This is a genomic window from Serratia sp. KH_031, assembly GCF_057839655.1.
Genome location: NZ_CM174496.1, coordinates 923,870 through 940,163 on the forward strand (window position 1 = coordinate 923,870; position 16,294 = coordinate 940,163).

Consider the following 16,294-nt stretch of genomic DNA (forward strand, 5'->3'; position numbering starts at 1 on the left):
CGGCACCACTTTCTTTAAACGTGTTATGCTAATCCCTTCACATTTCCCCATGTTGTTACCACGTACCCGTAAGCAGAATAAATAATGCAGGTTCAATACAAACTAGCTGCCGGACTATTCGGCATCGTTATGTCGTTGCTGTCATCGGCGGCATTGGCGAGTTTATTGCCAGAAAACAGCGCGTTAAAGCCCACGTACATGGAAGCTCAACGCGATAGCGAAGTGTACGCATTGATAGGTGAACATGTCATTCCTGTCGGTGAAGTTAAGCAAGGGCAACTTATTCAAGTGTTCCCAGCAGATGCTGAATATTACGAATTGAAATTCGGTAATGGCACGGGCTTTATTGATAGAGGCGATCTGGATGAGATCAAAAAGTCGCGCAAGGTAAAGGACTCTCTTGGGGAATTGAATAAACCGCTGACCAATCAGAACCTGATTACTCAGAAAGCGATAAATATCTATACCGAAGCGGATATCCAGAGCGAAGTGTTTGGCTCATTGGAAGAGAATTTACGTTACCCGATTATCGGTAAGTTGAAAGACCGACTGAATAATACCTGGTATGAAATCAACGTGGGTGATCGGTTGGGTTACGTCAGTTCTCTGGATTGCCAGATCGACAACGGTATTCCGGTGTTGACCTATCACCATTTGCTGAAGAATGAAGAGAACAAACGCTTCCGTCATACTTCAACCACCACTTCCGATGTGGCGTTCAGCAACCAGATGACCTATCTGAAGCAGGCGGGTTACGACACGATTTCGTTATACCAGTTGGAAGCCTACCTGAAAAACCAGATTAACCTGCCGGGCAAAGCGGTTGTTTTGACCTTTGATGATGGTTTGAAATCGGTGTATCGCTATGCTTACCCGGTGTTGAAGGATTACGGTTTCCGCGCCACGGCGTTCATCATCTCTTCGCGCATCAAACGTCATCCGCAGAAGTGGGATCCCGCTTCGTTGCAATTTATGAGTATTTCGGAGCTTAAGCAGATCCAGGACGTATTCGACATCCAGTCACATACCCATTTCCTGCACCGGGTCGATGGCAATAGAAAGCCGATTTTGTTAAGCCGTAGTTTGCACAATATTGAGTTTGATTTTGAGCACTCACGGCGTGCACTGTCGCAATTCAATCCGCATGTGCTGTATCTGTCTTATCCATTTGGTGGCTATAACCAGAAGGCGATTCAGGCGGCAAAAGATGCCGGTTTCCATATGGCAGTGACCACGGTACGCGGTAAGGTCAAGCCGGGGGATAATCTTTATACGCTGAAGCGTCTGTATATTCTGCGCACGGATTCGATTCAGACGATGGCAGATCGCATTGCTAATCAGTCGGGAACGGTAGTGACGCAATAGCAGAGATGTTGAGTAGAGAAAGCGGGCGCCCAAAAGCGCCCGTTTTCGTATCAGGTCAAGTATGACGGGTATCAGGCGACTTGCACGGGCACGGCTTTAGCCTTGCGCTGCAACTGGTTTTCACCTTCGAAATAAGCCACTTTCGGGTGATGCTGACGCGCATCGGCATCACTCATCTGCACATAGGAGCAGATGATCAGTTTATCACCCACGCTAGCCAAGCGAGCTGCCGCGCCGTTGACCGAGATAATACGTGAACCGCGCTCGGCGACGATGGCATAGGTGGAAAAACGCTGACCGTTATCAACGTTGTAAATATCGATCGCTTCATATTCCAGAATGCCTGCGGCTTCTAAGAAATCCTGATCGATTGCGCAGGAACCTTCATAGTGCAAGTCGGCCTGAGTCACTTTTACTCGATGCAGCTTGCCTTGCAACATAGTACGAATCATAACGTTACCTAATAAGAATAAGGATTGAACATTTTCCGCATCCTTGCCAAGGCTATCGTTGCCGATCAACCCATATACCCGTCATACTTGAAGCTGCCTCTTTGTTGGCTGCCTTTGCTCACCCTAGTCACTTGGTGGGCCAAGCTCCTAGGGCTTCGCTCAGTTGCCGCCGCGATGCAACTCCAATTATTTAGGGTATATAAATTTAATTGGCAACAACAGTACAAAAAATAACTTATGAAGTCAGGTCAACCTGCTGGTTGTCTATCAAGCGTGCTTTACCTAACCAGGCGGCCATCAACACTACGGCGCGTTGGCTATCGACATTCAGCGCTTGCAGCGTATCGGCATCGCGGATAAACAGTTCATCCGGGGTGAAACCCGCAGCCCGCAATTGGTCGGCAGTTTGCGTTAGCAACTCATCAATTTGACGTTCACCGCTCGCCAGTCTTTCTGCCACACTTTGCATGATTTTGCTAAGTTGTGGCGCGATCTTGCGTTCTTCTGCGGTTAGGTAGCCATTACGTGAACTGAGCGCCAGACCCTCTTTGGCTCGCACGGTCGGCACACCGATGATGCTGATATCATAACCCATATCGGCGGTCATTTTGCGGATCAGCGCCAATTGCTGGTAATCCTTCTCACCGAACAGGGCAAGATCGGGTTGTACCAGATTGAACAGCTTGCTGACCACGGTAGCAACTCCACGAAAATGCCCCGGACGGCTAGCTCCTTCTAAGATGGAAGAAATACCGGGAACATCGACGTAGGTTTGCTTCTCTAACCCTTGCGGATAAACCTCGGCAGGTGCCGGTGCAAACACCAGATCCACTTTGCGGCGCGTCAGCTTCTCGCAATCTTCCTGCAAGGTGCGTGGGTAGCGTGCCAGATCGTCTGGGCGATCAAACTGCATCGGGTTAACGAAAATACTCACCACCACCACATCGGCCGCGGCACGAGCTTCTTCTACCAGTTTCATGTGCCCGTCGTGCAGGTTACCCATGGTTGGCACCAACGCGATACGTTTGCCTTCTTGGCGCCAACGGCGAATCTGTTGGCGTAGTAGTGGCAGGGTTTCGATAATCAGCATGCTGTAGCTCCGGTCACTTAATTGAATGAGTGTTCTGCTGCGGGATAGGTGCCTTGTTCGACTTCTTGAATATAGTGCTGGACTGCGGTACGAATATCCCCACTTTGAGCCAAGAAGTTTTTGGCGAATTTAGGCGTATGGCCGCCGGTAATGCCGAATGCATCATGCATCACCAGAATTTGTCCATCGGTGGCGTTGCCTGCGCCGATACCGATAACCGGAATAGACAGCGACTGAGTGATTTTATGCGCTAACTCGGTTGGCACACATTCCAGTACCAACAATTGAATACCAGCCTGCTCCAGATTTTTAGCATCTTCCAGTAATTGCTTGGCGGCTTGCTCGTCACGTCCTTGCACCTTATAGCCGCCGAAGATATTGACCGACTGCGGGGTCAGCCCCAGATGACCGCAAACCGGCACTGCGCGTTCAGCGAGCATTTTCACCGTTTCACACAACCAACTGCCGCCTTCCAATTTGACCATGTTGGCTCCGGCGCGCATCAATTCTGCTGAACTGGTGAATGTCTGTTCCGGTGTGGCGTAACTCATAAATGGTAAGTCGGCTAGCAGTAAACAAGCCGGTGCACCACGGCGTACTGCGCGGGTGTGATAGGCAATATCGGCGACGGTGACCGGTAGGGTCGAATCGTGGCCTTGCAACGTCATTCCCAACGAATCCCCAACCAGTAGAACTTTAATCCCTTGCTCTTCAAACAGTTTGGCAAAGCTGGCATCGTAAGCGGTCAGGGTAGCGAACTTGCGTTGCTCCTGTTTCCATTGACGCAGGTGGGTCATAGTGGTGGGTTTCATCGCGGTCTCCTGAAAATGACTGATAGCCGGAGCTGGAAAATTTCCGTCATTCTACTGTAACCCTTATAGAGTGAATAGCATGGGTTAAGATGTTCTTAAGATCTCTATGGTGTAATAGTGGGCAAAATTTAAAAGGATGCCTATGAGAATTCTATTGATAGAAGACGACAAACTGATTGGCGACGGCATCAAAACCGGACTGACCAAATTAGGTTTTAACCTAGATTGGTTCACCGATGGCATGGTGGGGAAAAATGCGTTGGAAAGTGCGCCTTATGATGCGGTGATCCTCGATCTTAGCCTGCCGGGACTCGATGGGTTGGATTTACTACGTCTATGGCGACAAGCAGGCCATGACGTGCCGGTGCTGATCCTCACCGCGCGTGATGCGTTGGAGCAGCGGGTTGATGGTTTGCAAAGTGGTGCTGATGATTACCTGTGTAAACCGTTCGCCTTGACCGAGGTAGCCGCACGTTTACAGGCGCTGATTCGTCGTCGTCATGGGCAACTGACACCGCAATTAGTACATGGCAAGGTGGTGTTTGATGCTGCTAGCCGTAGCGTGAGCTGCGAGGGTGAGCCGGTGGTGCTGACGCCGCGTGAACTGGCGGTGCTAGAACTGTTTTTGCACAACAAAGGACGAGTGCTGGCACGACCATTGATCCAAGAAAAACTCTATAACTGGGATGATGATGTCAGCAGCAACGCGGTAGAAGTACATATCCACCATTTGCGACGTAAATTGGGCAGCGGCTTCATTCGTACCGTACACGGCGTGGGCTACACGTTGGGGGATGAAGAGTGAAACGTTTGAGCTTGCGGCTACGTCTGATCCTGATTTTCAGCCTGTTGGCGTTAATCACTTGGGGTATTGCCAGCGTGGTCGCGTGGCGGATGACGAGTCACAATATTGATGAAGTTTTCGATACTCAACAGATGATGTTTGCCAAGCGGTTGGCAACCGCCAATTTGAGTGAGCAACTGACAGGAGAAAGCATTGCTCTCCCTGATACGAAGAAATTGATGCGTCACGGTAAAAAAGGTGATCTGGACGATGACGCTCTGGCTTTTGCCATTTTTAACCGTGATGGTCAGATGGTACTCAATGACGGCGAAAACGGCATGGGCTTCCAATTCGATGCCGATAAAGAAGGATTCACCTACGGCAAAGTCCTCGGTGATGATGACGATGATGTGTGGCGCATGGTGTGGTTGAACAGCCAAGATGGGCGTTATCGCATCGTCGTTGGGCAAGAGCTGGATTATCGTCAGGATATGGCGCTAGGGTTGATGACAGGGCAGTTGGTGCCATGGTTAGTGACGTTACCGATCCTGATGTTGTTGATTGCATTGATGGTTGGGCGGGAACTGCGGCCATTACGTAGCGTCGCTGCCGGATTACGCCAGCGAGCCCCCGATGATGATACGCCGATCGACGCGAAGCAGGTACCGACCGAAGTGCGCCCGTTGGTGGATTCGCTCAACACATTATTTAGCCGTATGAATGCCATGCTAGTGCGGGAACGTCGTTTTACCTCAGATGCAGCTCATGAACTGCGTAGCCCATTGGCGGCGCTACGGGTACAAACTGAGGTGGTACAGCTAGCTGGTGACGATAGCCAGATGCGTGACCATGCGGTGGGGAATTTAACTATTGGGATCGATCGCGCCACCCGGTTGGTGGATCAATTACTGACTTTGTCGCGCTTGGATTCATTGTCCGATCTCAAAGAGCTGGAACTCATCGACTGGAATCAATTAGTACCTATGGTGTTGGCGGAACAGGATCGCTATGCCCATGCGGCGGGCGTTACTCTTCGTTATGAGCAACAAGGCATCCCGAAACCCCAGCGAGGTCAGCAACTGTTGTTATCTTTGCTGATACGTAATCTGGTGGATAATGCGGTGCGTTATACTCCGTCGGGCGGCACGGTAACGGTGACGCTAACGGCATCGCAACTGAAAGTTGAGGATGATGGTCCGGGAGTGACGGCAGAGCATTTGTCGCGCTTAGGGGAGCGATTCTATCGGCCACCGGGTCAGGAACAGACGGGTAGCGGTTTGGGGCTTTCTATCGTTCAGCGGATCGCTCGCTTGCATGGTTTGCGGGTCAGCTTTACTAATCGGCCAGAAGGGGGATTTACGGTGGTTGTGGGTTTGGTTTAGGGCTTATGCCACAGCACCATGCCGTTCTCAGGCACGCGTTTTAGACAACTCTTCAGCGATTCGCCGTCTGGGAAGACCAGATCCGGCGCGATCTCGGCCAGCGGGTACAGCATAAACTCGCGTTCTTTCAGACCGTAATGCGGCACAGTGAGGCGATCAGTGTTAATCACTCGATCGCCATACAGCATAATGTCTAAGTCGAGAGTGCGTGGCCCCCAACGTTCATCTTTTCGCACGCGGCCCTGATTACGTTCTATCGCTTGGGTATGATCGAGCAATTCTTCCGCTGGCAACAAGGTATCCAGTGCCACTACCGCATTAAGAAAATCCGGCTGGTTTTGCGGCCCCAGCGGCTTGGTGCGATAGAACGAAGAACAAATGATCAACTGGGTGCGCGGGAGATGTTCCAGCGCCTCCAATGCGGCTTTGACCTGTTGCAGTGGCTGCGCCAGATTGCTACCTAATGCGATATAAACGCGGATCATTATGCCCCTTCTTTACGCGGTGCTCGGCGACGTGGACGACGTGGACGCGCGCGACGTGGTGCCGGATCTTCGTCTAATGTGCTGACCATATCTTTTTGTATTAGCGGAGTGGCTTCTTGGAACTCACCCCACCATTCGGCCAGACGTTGCATCTCCTGATTGCCTTCAACCTGTGCGCGCAATGCCAACAGATCGTAAGCAGCACGGAATTTTGGATGTTCCATCAGTTTATGCGCGCGCTTACCTTGGCGGCGTGACAGACGCAGTTGCAACTGCCAAATATCACGAACCAGTGTAGTAATGCGTTTTGGAATGGCCAATGAACGGCACTGCTCGTCCAATACGTCATTCATCGCTAGCGCGAAGGCATCGTAATAAGCTAAGCCACTTTCTTGCGCCAGTTTCTGTGCGTGTTCCAACAACGGATACCACAGCATAGCGGAAAACAGAAACGCCGGATTGACGCGCATGTCGGTCTGTATGCGATGGTCAGTATTCTTCAATACCTGCACCAACATACGCTCCATCGGCGTGTTGTGGTTCGGGGTGAAGTTACGCGCAATCAGTGGGAACAAGGGTTGGAATAATTGGTATTCGCACAGCTTCAGATACGTTGGCAGACCATAACCGGCTTGCAGTAGTTTGAGCGATTCCTCAAACAAACGCGCTGGTGGGATCTCATGCAACAGCGACGCCAAACGCGGGATCGGCTCGGCAGTCTCTTCGCAGATATTCATGTCCAGCTTGGCAGCAAAACGCACGGCACGTAGCATACGCACCGGATCTTCACGATAACGTGTTTCAGGATCGCCAATCAGACGAATAATGCCCTGCTGTAGATCGCGCAGGCCACCGACGTAATCGCGTAGACTGAAATCTGCCACGCCGTAATACAGGCTGTTGATGGTGAAGTCACGGCGCTGAGCATCTTCTTCGATCGAACCGTAAATGTTGTCGCGCAGCAGCATCCCGTTTTGTGCCTGCTGAGAGGAGTTCTTATCCGCTTCCTCAGCCTGCTGTTCGTGATGGCCGCGGAAGGTGGCGACTTCGATAATTTCAGGCCCGAACATCACATGCGCTAGACGGAAACGGCGACCGACTAAGCGGCAGTTGCGGAACAGCTTACGCACTTGCTCTGGTGTAGCGTTGGTGGTGATGTCGAAATCTTTTGGTTTTTTACCTAATAACAGATCACGCACGCCGCCGCCAACCAAATAGGCTTCGTAGCCCGATTTATTCAGGCGATACAGCACTTTCAGCGCGTTTTCGCTGATGTCTTTACGTGAGATAGCATGTTGCTCACGTGGAATGACGGTCATTGAGCTCGTGCTCTCGGCAACGGGAAATGGCGAGCGTTTGCGTGGCGCAGGGCGACGGTTAGAATTTTCTTTACCGCGATCGGCAGAGCGTCGCTGCGACGCTGCAGGGGTTGGCTCAACCACGCGTTGTTCGCTGGCTGGGTTTTTATCGTCAGCCGGCGCTTCATCGCGGGTTGACTTGTCATCGCGGATTAGTACCTTACGGCAGAAATTGGCTACTCGGGTAAAAATGGTACACCTCGATAGTGACTGATAAAAATGGTGCTAATAAAAAATAGCGGCTAATCATAGCTCACTGGGGCGGTTTTGAGAATGCCGACGTGTTTTCGTCCAACGGAAGCATTTGTTGACGCGGCACTTTCTCTAATTGCCAATGCTCAACCGCCCAGCTCAATAATAACGGCAGATCAAGATCTTGCCAGCTTTCAGGCACAGGTTGCTGAAGAAATTTCAATGCGGCAACGAGCACTGGGCGGGGATCGCCTGGTGGTAGCGCTGGCGCATGGTTTTGTTTCGACAGTTTGATGCCATGTTCACCCATCACCAGTGGCAGATGTACATAAGCGGGAACCGGAGCCTGCAATTGCTGATACAACGCTATCTGGCGTACCGTCGGCTCGATCAAATCGGCACCACGCACGATCTCAGTCACGCCTTGAAAATGATCGTCAACCACCACCGCCAGGTTATAGGCAAACAACCCATCGCGGCGGCGAATGATGAAATCCTCTTTTGCTAGTGCGGGATCGGCCTTCAATTCACCCTGTAATCGGTCGTGGAATTGATACACCGGTTGAGTCTGACACAAGCGGATTGCCGCACCCGTCGCCCCCAACTGTAAATCACGGCAATGGCCGTCATACAGCCCACCCAGTTGTTGGATGCGACTACGAGTACAGGTGCAGTAGTAGCTCAACCCTTGTTGCTGTAGCCCGTCGAGGGCTGCGCGATAGGCGTCGTGGCGTTGGGATTGATAGATGACCTGGCCGTCCCAGTGGAGACCATAGCGTTCTAATACAGACAAGATACGATCGGCTGCTCCGGCGACTTCGCGCGGGGGATCAATATCTTCAATACGAACCCACCATCGCCCGCGTTGAGCTCGGGCTTGGAGGTAGCTTCCTAGAGCCGCAATCAGTGAACCGAAATGCAGATCCCCGGAAGGTGATGGGGCGAAACGCCCCACATAGTGACTTTGTGGCATAACTGGGGAAGTTTTTTCCCTTTACTCAATGCGGCGCAGAGAACCTACGCCGCCAGTATTCACTTAGCCTGCCATCTGCTTTTCGCGGATTTCGGCCAGAGTTTTACAGTCGATACACAAATCAGCAGTCGGACGCGCTTCTAAGCGACGAATGCCAATCTCCACGCCACAAGATTCGCAGTAGCCGAAATCTTCGTCTTCTACTTTCTTCAGCGTTTTCTCGATCTTTTTGATCAGCTTGCGTTCACGGTCACGGTTACGCAATTCAATGCTGAACTCCTCCTCCTGGGCCGCACGGTCTACCGGATCCGGGAAGTTGGCAGCTTCGTCCTGCATATGCGATACAGTACGGTCGACTTCGTCCCTGAGCTGGTTGCGCCACGCTTCAAGAATTTTCTTGAAATGCAAAAGCTGGGCGTCGTTCATATACTCTTCGCCTGGCTTTTCTTGGTACGGCTCCACCCCAGCGATGGCGAGAATGCTCAAGGACGAGGTTTTACGGGTTTGCCCTTCTTGCATGATGCTTCTCCTACATACACACGCACTATACTCTTCATCTTTCGAACCGCTTTTGTGTCGCCGTTCGAGCATTTTTGAGTATTTCGAATCCCCAATGCGGGGGAAAAACAGGCCGCTATAAATAACAGAAGGGGAGTGGGTTGGCAATTATTCCTGTCGCCTGCTTGACAATGCTGTGAAGGAAGGCGTATTTGGCGAAGCAATATCCAGCTGTCGATTTATTCATGTCCGGCATTGCTAATCGATAAAAAACGGTAACTTATGGTCAATAATCATACCGTCAGGTGATAATTTTGCCCGGTAACAAAAAACTTCCACACCCTGCTGCTGAACCTGCGCCAACAACGCCGCATAACGCGCATCTATATGATGTGCTGGGGAGACCTGATTAATACCGCTGTGCAACACGGCAAAAAACAGTATCGCCCGCTGCCCGCTTTCAACCACACTTTGTAACTCCCGTAAGTGTTTCTGTCCTCTGAGCGTAACGGCATCAGGGAAGTAACCACGTTGTTGTTGCAATAATGTGACTGACTTAACTTCAATATAGCAGTTAACCCGGTTTTCTGCCTGTAATAACAAATCGATACGGCTGTTTTCACTGCCATATTTTACTTCGCTGCTGACTTTACTGTAACCGGATAATTCTGTGATTAGCTTCTGCTCAATTGCCTCACGCACCAAAGTGTTAGCTCGCAATGTGTTGACGCAAATCCAATCCCCTTGTTGAGTATGAGTCAGTTCCCAACTGTGGGCGTATTTGCGTTTGGGGTTGTCCGACGTGGAATACCAAACGGTATCGCCCGGCGTGGCACAGCCGGTCATGGCACCGGTGTTGGCACAGTGCAAAGTAAAGGTTTCACCTTGTGGTGTGACCACATCGGCCAAAAAGCGTTTGTAACGTTTAATCAGCGTGGCGGATTGCAATGGTGGGTTAAATATCATTGATTATCCTGATTTTTTAATGACCATTGAGCCAGTTCATGGTAGCGGGTGCGTCCTTGTTCAAAGACGGACTGATATAAGGAAAAGTGGTCCGCAGTGAATTGCCAGCCGGGCGTGGCGGGGGGAATGGCCACCTGTTTGGTGGCGGAACGCAATAACGTAATGTGCGGATGGAACGGCAACGGACTTTGAAAACAGCCGTTGCGTGCGGCTTGCGAACGTAGCAATTCAGCCAATTGCAATAATCCGCGTGGCGCACGCTTGGTGCCGAGCCACACGACGCCGGGTCGCGGCCAGTGGCCGAGATCGTCCAGCGTGGTGGTAAAGGCCGTTTGCTCAATTCGTCCCGCTAACGTGCTCAACGCTCGTTCTTTTTGTGCACTGACTTCGCCGAGAAATGCCAGCGTGAGATGCAAATTCGCTGCCGCGACAGGGCGACCGTCTTCTGGCTGAAAAGCCCCCGCACGCCAATGGATCACCTGCTGCTGGAGGGCTTCTGGTAACGTCAGGGCAAAAAACAGGCGGCGTGAACTGGGCATAGGGATCTCATCGATAATTGGCGGCAGCATTCTGTACTGTATAGTGTCGGGTTTTGAATGTTACCACCATGGAGAGTTCTGTGCCTTCACTGCCAGTCAGCGCGGTTATTGATGAGTTGCTTGCGGCGTTGCAATCCGCACCGCAAGTGCTGCTGCATGCTCCGACCGGTGCCGGTAAATCCACGTGGTTACCGCTACAACTGTTGGAGCGAGGGGGATTACCGGGGAAAATCATCATGCTGGAACCTCGGCGATTGGCGGCGAAAAACGTAGCTTACCGCTTGGCGCAGCAATTGGGGGAAGAACCCGGTCAAACCGTTGGCTATCGAATGCGCGCAGAAAGCCGTAGCGGTGCTCATACCCGCCTAGAAGTGGTGACGGAAGGCATTCTCACCCGCATGTTGCAGCAAGACGCTGAATTGCAGGGCGTTTCGCTGGTGATCCTCGACGAATTCCACGAACGTAGTTTACAGGCCGATCTGGCGTTGGCGCTGCTGTTAGACGTGCAGCAAGGGCTGCGTGACGACCTGAAATTACTGATTATGTCGGCGACGCTGGATAATGCGCGATTGTCGCAACACTTGCCGCAAGCACCGGTGGTGGTGTCGGAAGGTCGCAGTTTCCCGGTCGATCGTCAGTATCAGCCGTTGTCCAATCATCAACGTTTGGAAGACGGCGTGGCGAGTGCGGTGAAACGTCTGTTGGGCGAGCAATCGGGCTCAATGTTGTTGTTTTTACCCGGTGTGGCGGAAATTAATCGGGTCATGGAACGGCTGCAGGGTGAAGTGGCGAATGATACCGACCTTTGTCCGCTGTATGGCGCATTGCCGTTGGCGCAACAGCAAAAAGCGATTCAACCCGCAACAGCAGGGCGGCGCAAAGTGGTACTGGCAACCAACATTGCCGAAACCAGTTTGACTATCGAAGGCATCCGCTTGGTGGTCGACAGTGGCTTGGAGCGTGTGGCGCGTTATGACGTGCGTAACGGTCTGACTCGACTTTTGACTCAGCGCATCAGCCAAGCCTCAATGGTACAACGCGCAGGCCGTGCCGGGCGTTTGGAACCGGGTATCTGCTGGCATCTGTTCGCCAAAGAACAGGCGGAGCGAGCGGCGGAACATGCTGAGCCGGAGATTTTGCAAAGCGATCTCGCCAGTTTCTGGCTGGAGCTGTTGCAATGGGGTTGTCATGACGCCACGCAGCTCACTTGGCTCGATCAGCCACCAGCTCAGGCGGTCGCTGCGGCGAAACGCTTACTGCGTGCATTAGGTGCGCTCGACGATACAGAAAAACTCACCGCGAAAGGTCGTCAAATGGCGGGATTGGGTTGTGAACCGCGTTTGGCGGCAATGCTGTGTGCGGGCGCTGAACTGAGTGCTGATGGGCTGGCAACGGCGGCATTGTTAGTTGCCTTGCTGGAGGAACCGCCGCGCAGTGGGCAAATGGACATCGGCTATTGGCTGAGCCGTCCGCAGCCACATTGGCAGCGACGGGGAACTCAACTGACTAAGCGCTTGGCGCAGCACACTGGGCAAATCTCACCTGATTTGGCACCGCGTTTGTTGGCTCAAGCGTTCTTCGATCGTATCGCGCAGCGTCGTGGGCAAGAGAGTCGTTATCTGTTGGCAAACGGCATGGGTGCGGCGATGGAAAGGGATGAGGCGTTATCTCGCGCCCCTTGGCTGGTAGCGCCGAGCTTATTACAAGGCGCCAACAGCCCAGATGCGCGGATTCTGTTGGCATTACCAATAGATATCGACAGTTTGGTCGCGCAATTACCCACTATCACCAGCCAACAAACGGCGGTGGAGTGGGATGAAGAGAAAGGCACGTTGCGTGCTTGGAAGCGCCAGCAAATTGGTCGCTTAACATTACGCGCCCAGCCGCTGGCGAAACCCGCAGACGAGGAATTGCAGCGGGCGCTGATCGATTGGATTCGTTATCAGGGATTGGCGGTGCTGAACTGGGACGAAGCCGCCGAACAGTTGCGCCTGCGTTTACAATGCGCCCAGCGCTGGCTGCCGGAAGCCAAATGGCCGGCGATGGATGACGATGCTTTACAAGATGGTTTGGAGCAATGGTTGCTGCCCTCGCTAAATGGTGTGCGTGATTTGCGCGGGCTGAAGCAGGTCAATATCGCTGAAGCATTGAGTCGCTTAATGAATTGGCAACAAAAACAACGGCTGGATAATGCATTACCCACTCATTACACTGTGCCGACCGGTAGTCGCCTGTCGATCCGTTATCATGCTGATAAACCACCGGTATTGGCGGTACGGATGCAGGAAATGTTCGGTGAGCAGCGCAGTCCGTTGTTAGCGGAAGGTCGCATCGCGGTGGTGCTTGAGTTACTCTCTCCGGCGCATCGTCCACTGCAAATCACGGGCGATCTAGCGGCGTTCTGGCAAGGGGCGTATCGCGAAGTGCAAAAAGAGATGAAAGGGCGCTACCCAAAACACGTATGGCCAGATGATCCGGCTAATACTGCGCCGACGCGGCGGACTAAAAAATACCAATAACCCCGCCATACTTGAAGCTGCATCTGTGTTGGCTGCGCTCACTTACCCGAGGAACGATCTGCTGTAAGCTCATCGGGATAAGTGCTCTTGCCGCCGTGATGCAACACCAATTATTTAGGGGGCGAATTCAGATGTTTCTTCTACCTTTTAGTCGGGCAGAAGAACAGATTATGCGACTATCAGAGTCTGGAGAGTGACTGCAATGGCAGATGACGATCGCGAGCCCATCGGGCGCAAGGGAAAACAACCCAAACGCAGCACACCGCGTAAGGCTGTACGTCGCCGCAGGGACGACGACTATGACGATTACGAAGAAGACGAGTATGACGATGATGAGTATGAGGAGGAGGAGCCTGTGTCACGCAAGGTAGCAGCGAAGCCTCCACGTAAAAAGCGCCGTTGGCTCGGCCTAATTTTCAAACTGTTCCTGGTGTTCGCCGTGTTGATGGCGATCTATGGTGTCTATCTGGATTCCCAAATCCGCAGCCGTATCGACGGCAAAGTCTGGCAATTGCCAGCGGCGGTCTATGGCCGGATGGTCAACCTGGAACCGGGAATGCCTTACAGCAAGAAAGAGATGGTTAATCTGCTGGAAGGGATGCAATACCGCCAAGTCACGCGGATGACGCGCCCCGGCGAATTTACCGTGCAGGCTAACAGCATCGAAATGCTGCGCCGTCCGTTTGACTTCCCAGACGGTAAAGAAGGCCAAGTACGCGCGCGTTTAGACTTTCAAAACAATCGCTTGGCGAAGATCAGTAACCTGGATAACCAGCGTAGCTTCGGCTTCTTCCGCCTCGATCCACGTTTGATCACCATGTTGCAGTCACCCAACGGCGAACAGCGCCTGTTTGTGCCGCGTGCGGGTTTCCCTGATCTACTGGTGGATACGCTGATCGCGACAGAAGACCGTCATTTCTATCAGCATGATGGCATCAGTTTGTATTCGATTGGTCGTGCGTTCGTGGCCAACCTGACTGCCGGTCGCGCAGTGCAGGGCGGTAGTACCCTGACGCAGCAGTTGGTGAAGAACTTGTTCCTGACCAACGAGCGCTCGCTGTGGCGTAAGGCCAACGAAGCCTATATGGCGTTGTTGATGGATTACCGTTACAGCAAAGATCGCATTCTTGAGCTGTATCTGAACGAGGTTTATCTCGGCCAAAGTGGTAGCGATCAGATCCGTGGCTTCCCGCTGGCGAGTCTGTATTACTTCGGCCGTCCGGTGGATGAACTGAGTTTGGATCAGCAGGCATTGCTGGTCGGCATGGTGAAAGGGGCGTCGCTGTACAACCCGTGGCGTAACCCAAAACTGGCGCTGGAACGTCGTAATCTGGTGCTGAAGCTGTTGCAAAATCAGGGGATTATCGACGCGGAGCTGTACGATATGCTCAGCGCGCGTCCACTGGGCGTTCAGCCAAAAGGTGGCGTCATCTCACCACAGCCTGCGTTTATGCAATTGGTGCGTCAGGAGCTGCAAACCAAACTGGGCGATAAAGTTAATGATCTGTCTGGCGTGAAGATCTTCACCACGTTGGACCCGGTTTCACAAGATGCTGCCGAAAAAGCGGTGGAGGATGGCATACCGGCATTGCGTGCGGCGCGTCATGTGAAAGATCTGGAAGCGGCGATGGTGATTGTCGATCGCTTTACCGGTGAAGTTCGCGCGATGGTCGGCGGTGCCGATCCGCAGTTTGCTGGTTTCAACCGTGCATTGCAGGCGCGTCGTCTGGTGGGTTCATTGGCCAAGCCACCGACTTATCTGACCGCGTTGTCTGAGCCAGATAAATACCGTCTGAATACTTGGTTAATGGATGCGCCGTTGTCGCTGAAACAACCGAATGGCAGCGTGTGGCAACCGAATAACTACGATCGCCAGTTCCGTGGCAAAGTGATGCTGGTGGATGCGTTGGCGAATTCGCTCAACGTCCCGACAGTCAATTTGGGGCTGTCGGTAGGGCTGGATCAGATCAGTGCGACGCTGCAAAAACTGGGTATCCCGAAAAATGAAATTAACCCTGTGCCTTCGATGCTGTTGGGGGCGATTGGCCTAACACCGATGGAAGTGGCACAGGAATACCAGACTATCGCCAGTGGCGGTAACCGTGCGCCGTTGTCGGCGGTACGTTCGGTGATTGCCGAAGACGGTACCGTGTTGTATCAGAGTTTCCCACAAGCGGAACGCGTGGTGCCTGCGCAGGCGGCTTATCTAACGCTGTATGCGATGCAACAAGGCGTAGCGCGAGGGACTTCCCGTTCATTGTCGGTGAAATTCCCGAACTACAATCTGGCGGCGAAAACCGGTACCACTAACGATCTGCGTGATAGCTGGTTTGCCGGTGTTGATGGTAAAGAAGTGGCGATCGCTTGGGTTGGGCGTGATAACAACGGCCCGGCCAAACTGACCGGTGCTAACGGTGCGTTAACGCTGTACCGTCGCTATCTGGAAAATCAGACGCCATTGCCATTGATGTTGCAGCCACCAGAAGACATCAACCAAATGGGTATCGACTCTGCCGGTAACTTTGTCTGTGGCGGCGGCAGTTGGCGCACCATCCCGGTTTGGACCGATAATCCAGACGGTTTGTGCCAAGCCAGTCAGGCTGCGGTTCAGCAAGAGCAAAGTGAACAAAAAGATGCCAATGGTGTGGCCGGCTGGATCAAGGATATGTTTGGCAAATAGTTGCCATCGATGTTAATCGACGACAAAAAATAACCACTTAACCTTACAAGCCCGTAACTGATGTTGCGGGCTTTTGTGCATTTATCCTCTACTTTATTTCTATTCAGTTAATACACCGTTTGGTTAATCCCATAATAACTTTACCTACTTAAATACGCTTGCAGATCCCCCTCCCTTCTGCATAATATGCGACGCTTAT

The 16,294-nt window shown here is 52.5% G+C and carries 14 protein-coding genes; 5 read left to right on the plus strand and 9 right to left on the minus strand.

From position 1 onward, the window contains the following. Positions 1-84 precede the first annotated feature (84 nt). Positions 85-1,365: a polysaccharide deacetylase family protein gene (locus AC3ISQ_RS04020; RefSeq protein WP_489350753.1), complete on the plus strand. Its 1,281-nt coding sequence runs from the start codon at positions 85-87 to the stop codon at positions 1,363-1,365. Positions 1,366-1,436: 71 nt separating this feature from the next. Here AC3ISQ_RS04020 and panD read toward each other — a convergent pair whose 3' ends face one another. The 3 genes from panD to panB form a co-directional block, all read right to left on the minus strand. Then, positions 1,437-1,817, minus strand: a complete 381-nt coding sequence (panD, locus tag AC3ISQ_RS04025) for an aspartate 1-decarboxylase (RefSeq protein ID WP_489350755.1) — start codon at positions 1,815-1,817, stop codon at positions 1,437-1,439. 235 nt (positions 1,818-2,052) lie between these two features. Further along, entirely contained in the window at positions 2,053-2,907 is an 855-nt protein-coding gene (gene panC / locus AC3ISQ_RS04030) for a pantoate--beta-alanine ligase (RefSeq protein WP_489350757.1), read from the minus strand. A gap of 17 nt (positions 2,908-2,924) precedes the next feature. Beyond that, on the minus strand, positions 2,925-3,719 hold the full coding sequence (gene panB / locus AC3ISQ_RS04035; protein WP_489350759.1) for a 3-methyl-2-oxobutanoate hydroxymethyltransferase: 795 nt from the start codon (positions 3,717-3,719) through the stop codon (positions 2,925-2,927). A 142-nt stretch (positions 3,720-3,861) separates the two neighbouring features. On the opposite strand from panB, the gene qseB reads away from it, so the two are divergent. Both qseB and qseC read left to right on the plus strand, forming a co-directional pair. Continuing rightward, on the plus strand, positions 3,862-4,524 hold the full coding sequence (gene qseB / locus AC3ISQ_RS04040; RefSeq protein ID WP_489350761.1) for a quorum sensing response regulator transcription factor QseB: 663 nt from the start codon (positions 3,862-3,864) through the stop codon (positions 4,522-4,524). Next, the gene (qseC, locus tag AC3ISQ_RS04045; protein WP_489350763.1) at positions 4,521-5,885 is read left to right on the plus strand and encodes a quorum sensing histidine kinase QseC; all 1,365 of its coding nucleotides are present in this window, start codon (positions 4,521-4,523) and stop codon (positions 5,883-5,885) included. The genes qseB and qseC overlap by 4 nt, the downstream gene beginning before the upstream one ends. Here the strand turns inward: qseC and folK are convergent. From folK to thpR, 6 genes are all read right to left on the minus strand, one after another. Beyond that, positions 5,882-6,370: a 2-amino-4-hydroxy-6-hydroxymethyldihydropteridine diphosphokinase gene (gene folK, locus AC3ISQ_RS04050; protein WP_489350765.1), complete on the minus strand. Its 489-nt coding sequence runs from the start codon at positions 6,368-6,370 to the stop codon at positions 5,882-5,884. The two genes, qseC and folK, sit on opposite strands and share 4 nt — an antisense overlap. Further along, on the minus strand, positions 6,370-7,689 hold the full coding sequence (gene pcnB / locus AC3ISQ_RS04055; RefSeq protein WP_489353121.1) for a polynucleotide adenylyltransferase PcnB: 1,320 nt from the start codon (positions 7,687-7,689) through the stop codon (positions 6,370-6,372). Before pcnB ends, folK begins: the two co-directional genes overlap by 1 nt. 292 nt (positions 7,690-7,981) lie before the next feature. After that, a complete protein-coding gene (gene gluQRS, locus AC3ISQ_RS04060; RefSeq protein WP_489350767.1) occupies positions 7,982-8,893 on the minus strand; it encodes a tRNA glutamyl-Q(34) synthetase GluQRS in 912 nt (303 codons plus the stop codon). Positions 8,894-8,956: 63 nt separating this feature from the next. Next, a complete protein-coding gene (gene dksA, locus AC3ISQ_RS04065; protein WP_489350769.1) occupies positions 8,957-9,412 on the minus strand; it encodes an RNA polymerase-binding protein DksA in 456 nt (151 codons plus the stop codon). Between the two features lie 237 nt (positions 9,413-9,649). Continuing rightward, positions 9,650-10,357 (minus strand): DNA/RNA nuclease SfsA, encoded by a 708-nt coding sequence (sfsA, locus tag AC3ISQ_RS04070; RefSeq protein WP_489350771.1) that lies wholly within the window; start codon positions 10,355-10,357, stop codon positions 9,650-9,652. Next, on the minus strand, positions 10,354-10,896 hold the full coding sequence (gene thpR / locus AC3ISQ_RS04075) for an RNA 2',3'-cyclic phosphodiesterase (RefSeq protein ID WP_489350773.1): 543 nt from the start codon (positions 10,894-10,896) through the stop codon (positions 10,354-10,356). The genes sfsA and thpR overlap by 4 nt, the downstream gene beginning before the upstream one ends. Positions 10,897-10,964: 68 nt before the next feature. Here thpR and hrpB point away from each other — a divergent pair, with 68 nt between their 5' ends. Continuing rightward, a complete protein-coding gene (hrpB, locus tag AC3ISQ_RS04080) occupies positions 10,965-13,415 on the plus strand; it encodes an ATP-dependent helicase HrpB (RefSeq protein ID WP_489350774.1) in 2,451 nt (816 codons plus the stop codon). A 202-nt stretch (positions 13,416-13,617) separates the two neighbouring features. After that, positions 13,618-16,095, plus strand: a complete 2,478-nt coding sequence (gene mrcB / locus AC3ISQ_RS04085) for a bifunctional glycosyl transferase/transpeptidase (protein WP_489350776.1) — start codon at positions 13,618-13,620, stop codon at positions 16,093-16,095. The last annotated feature ends 199 nt before the right edge of the window (positions 16,096-16,294 follow it).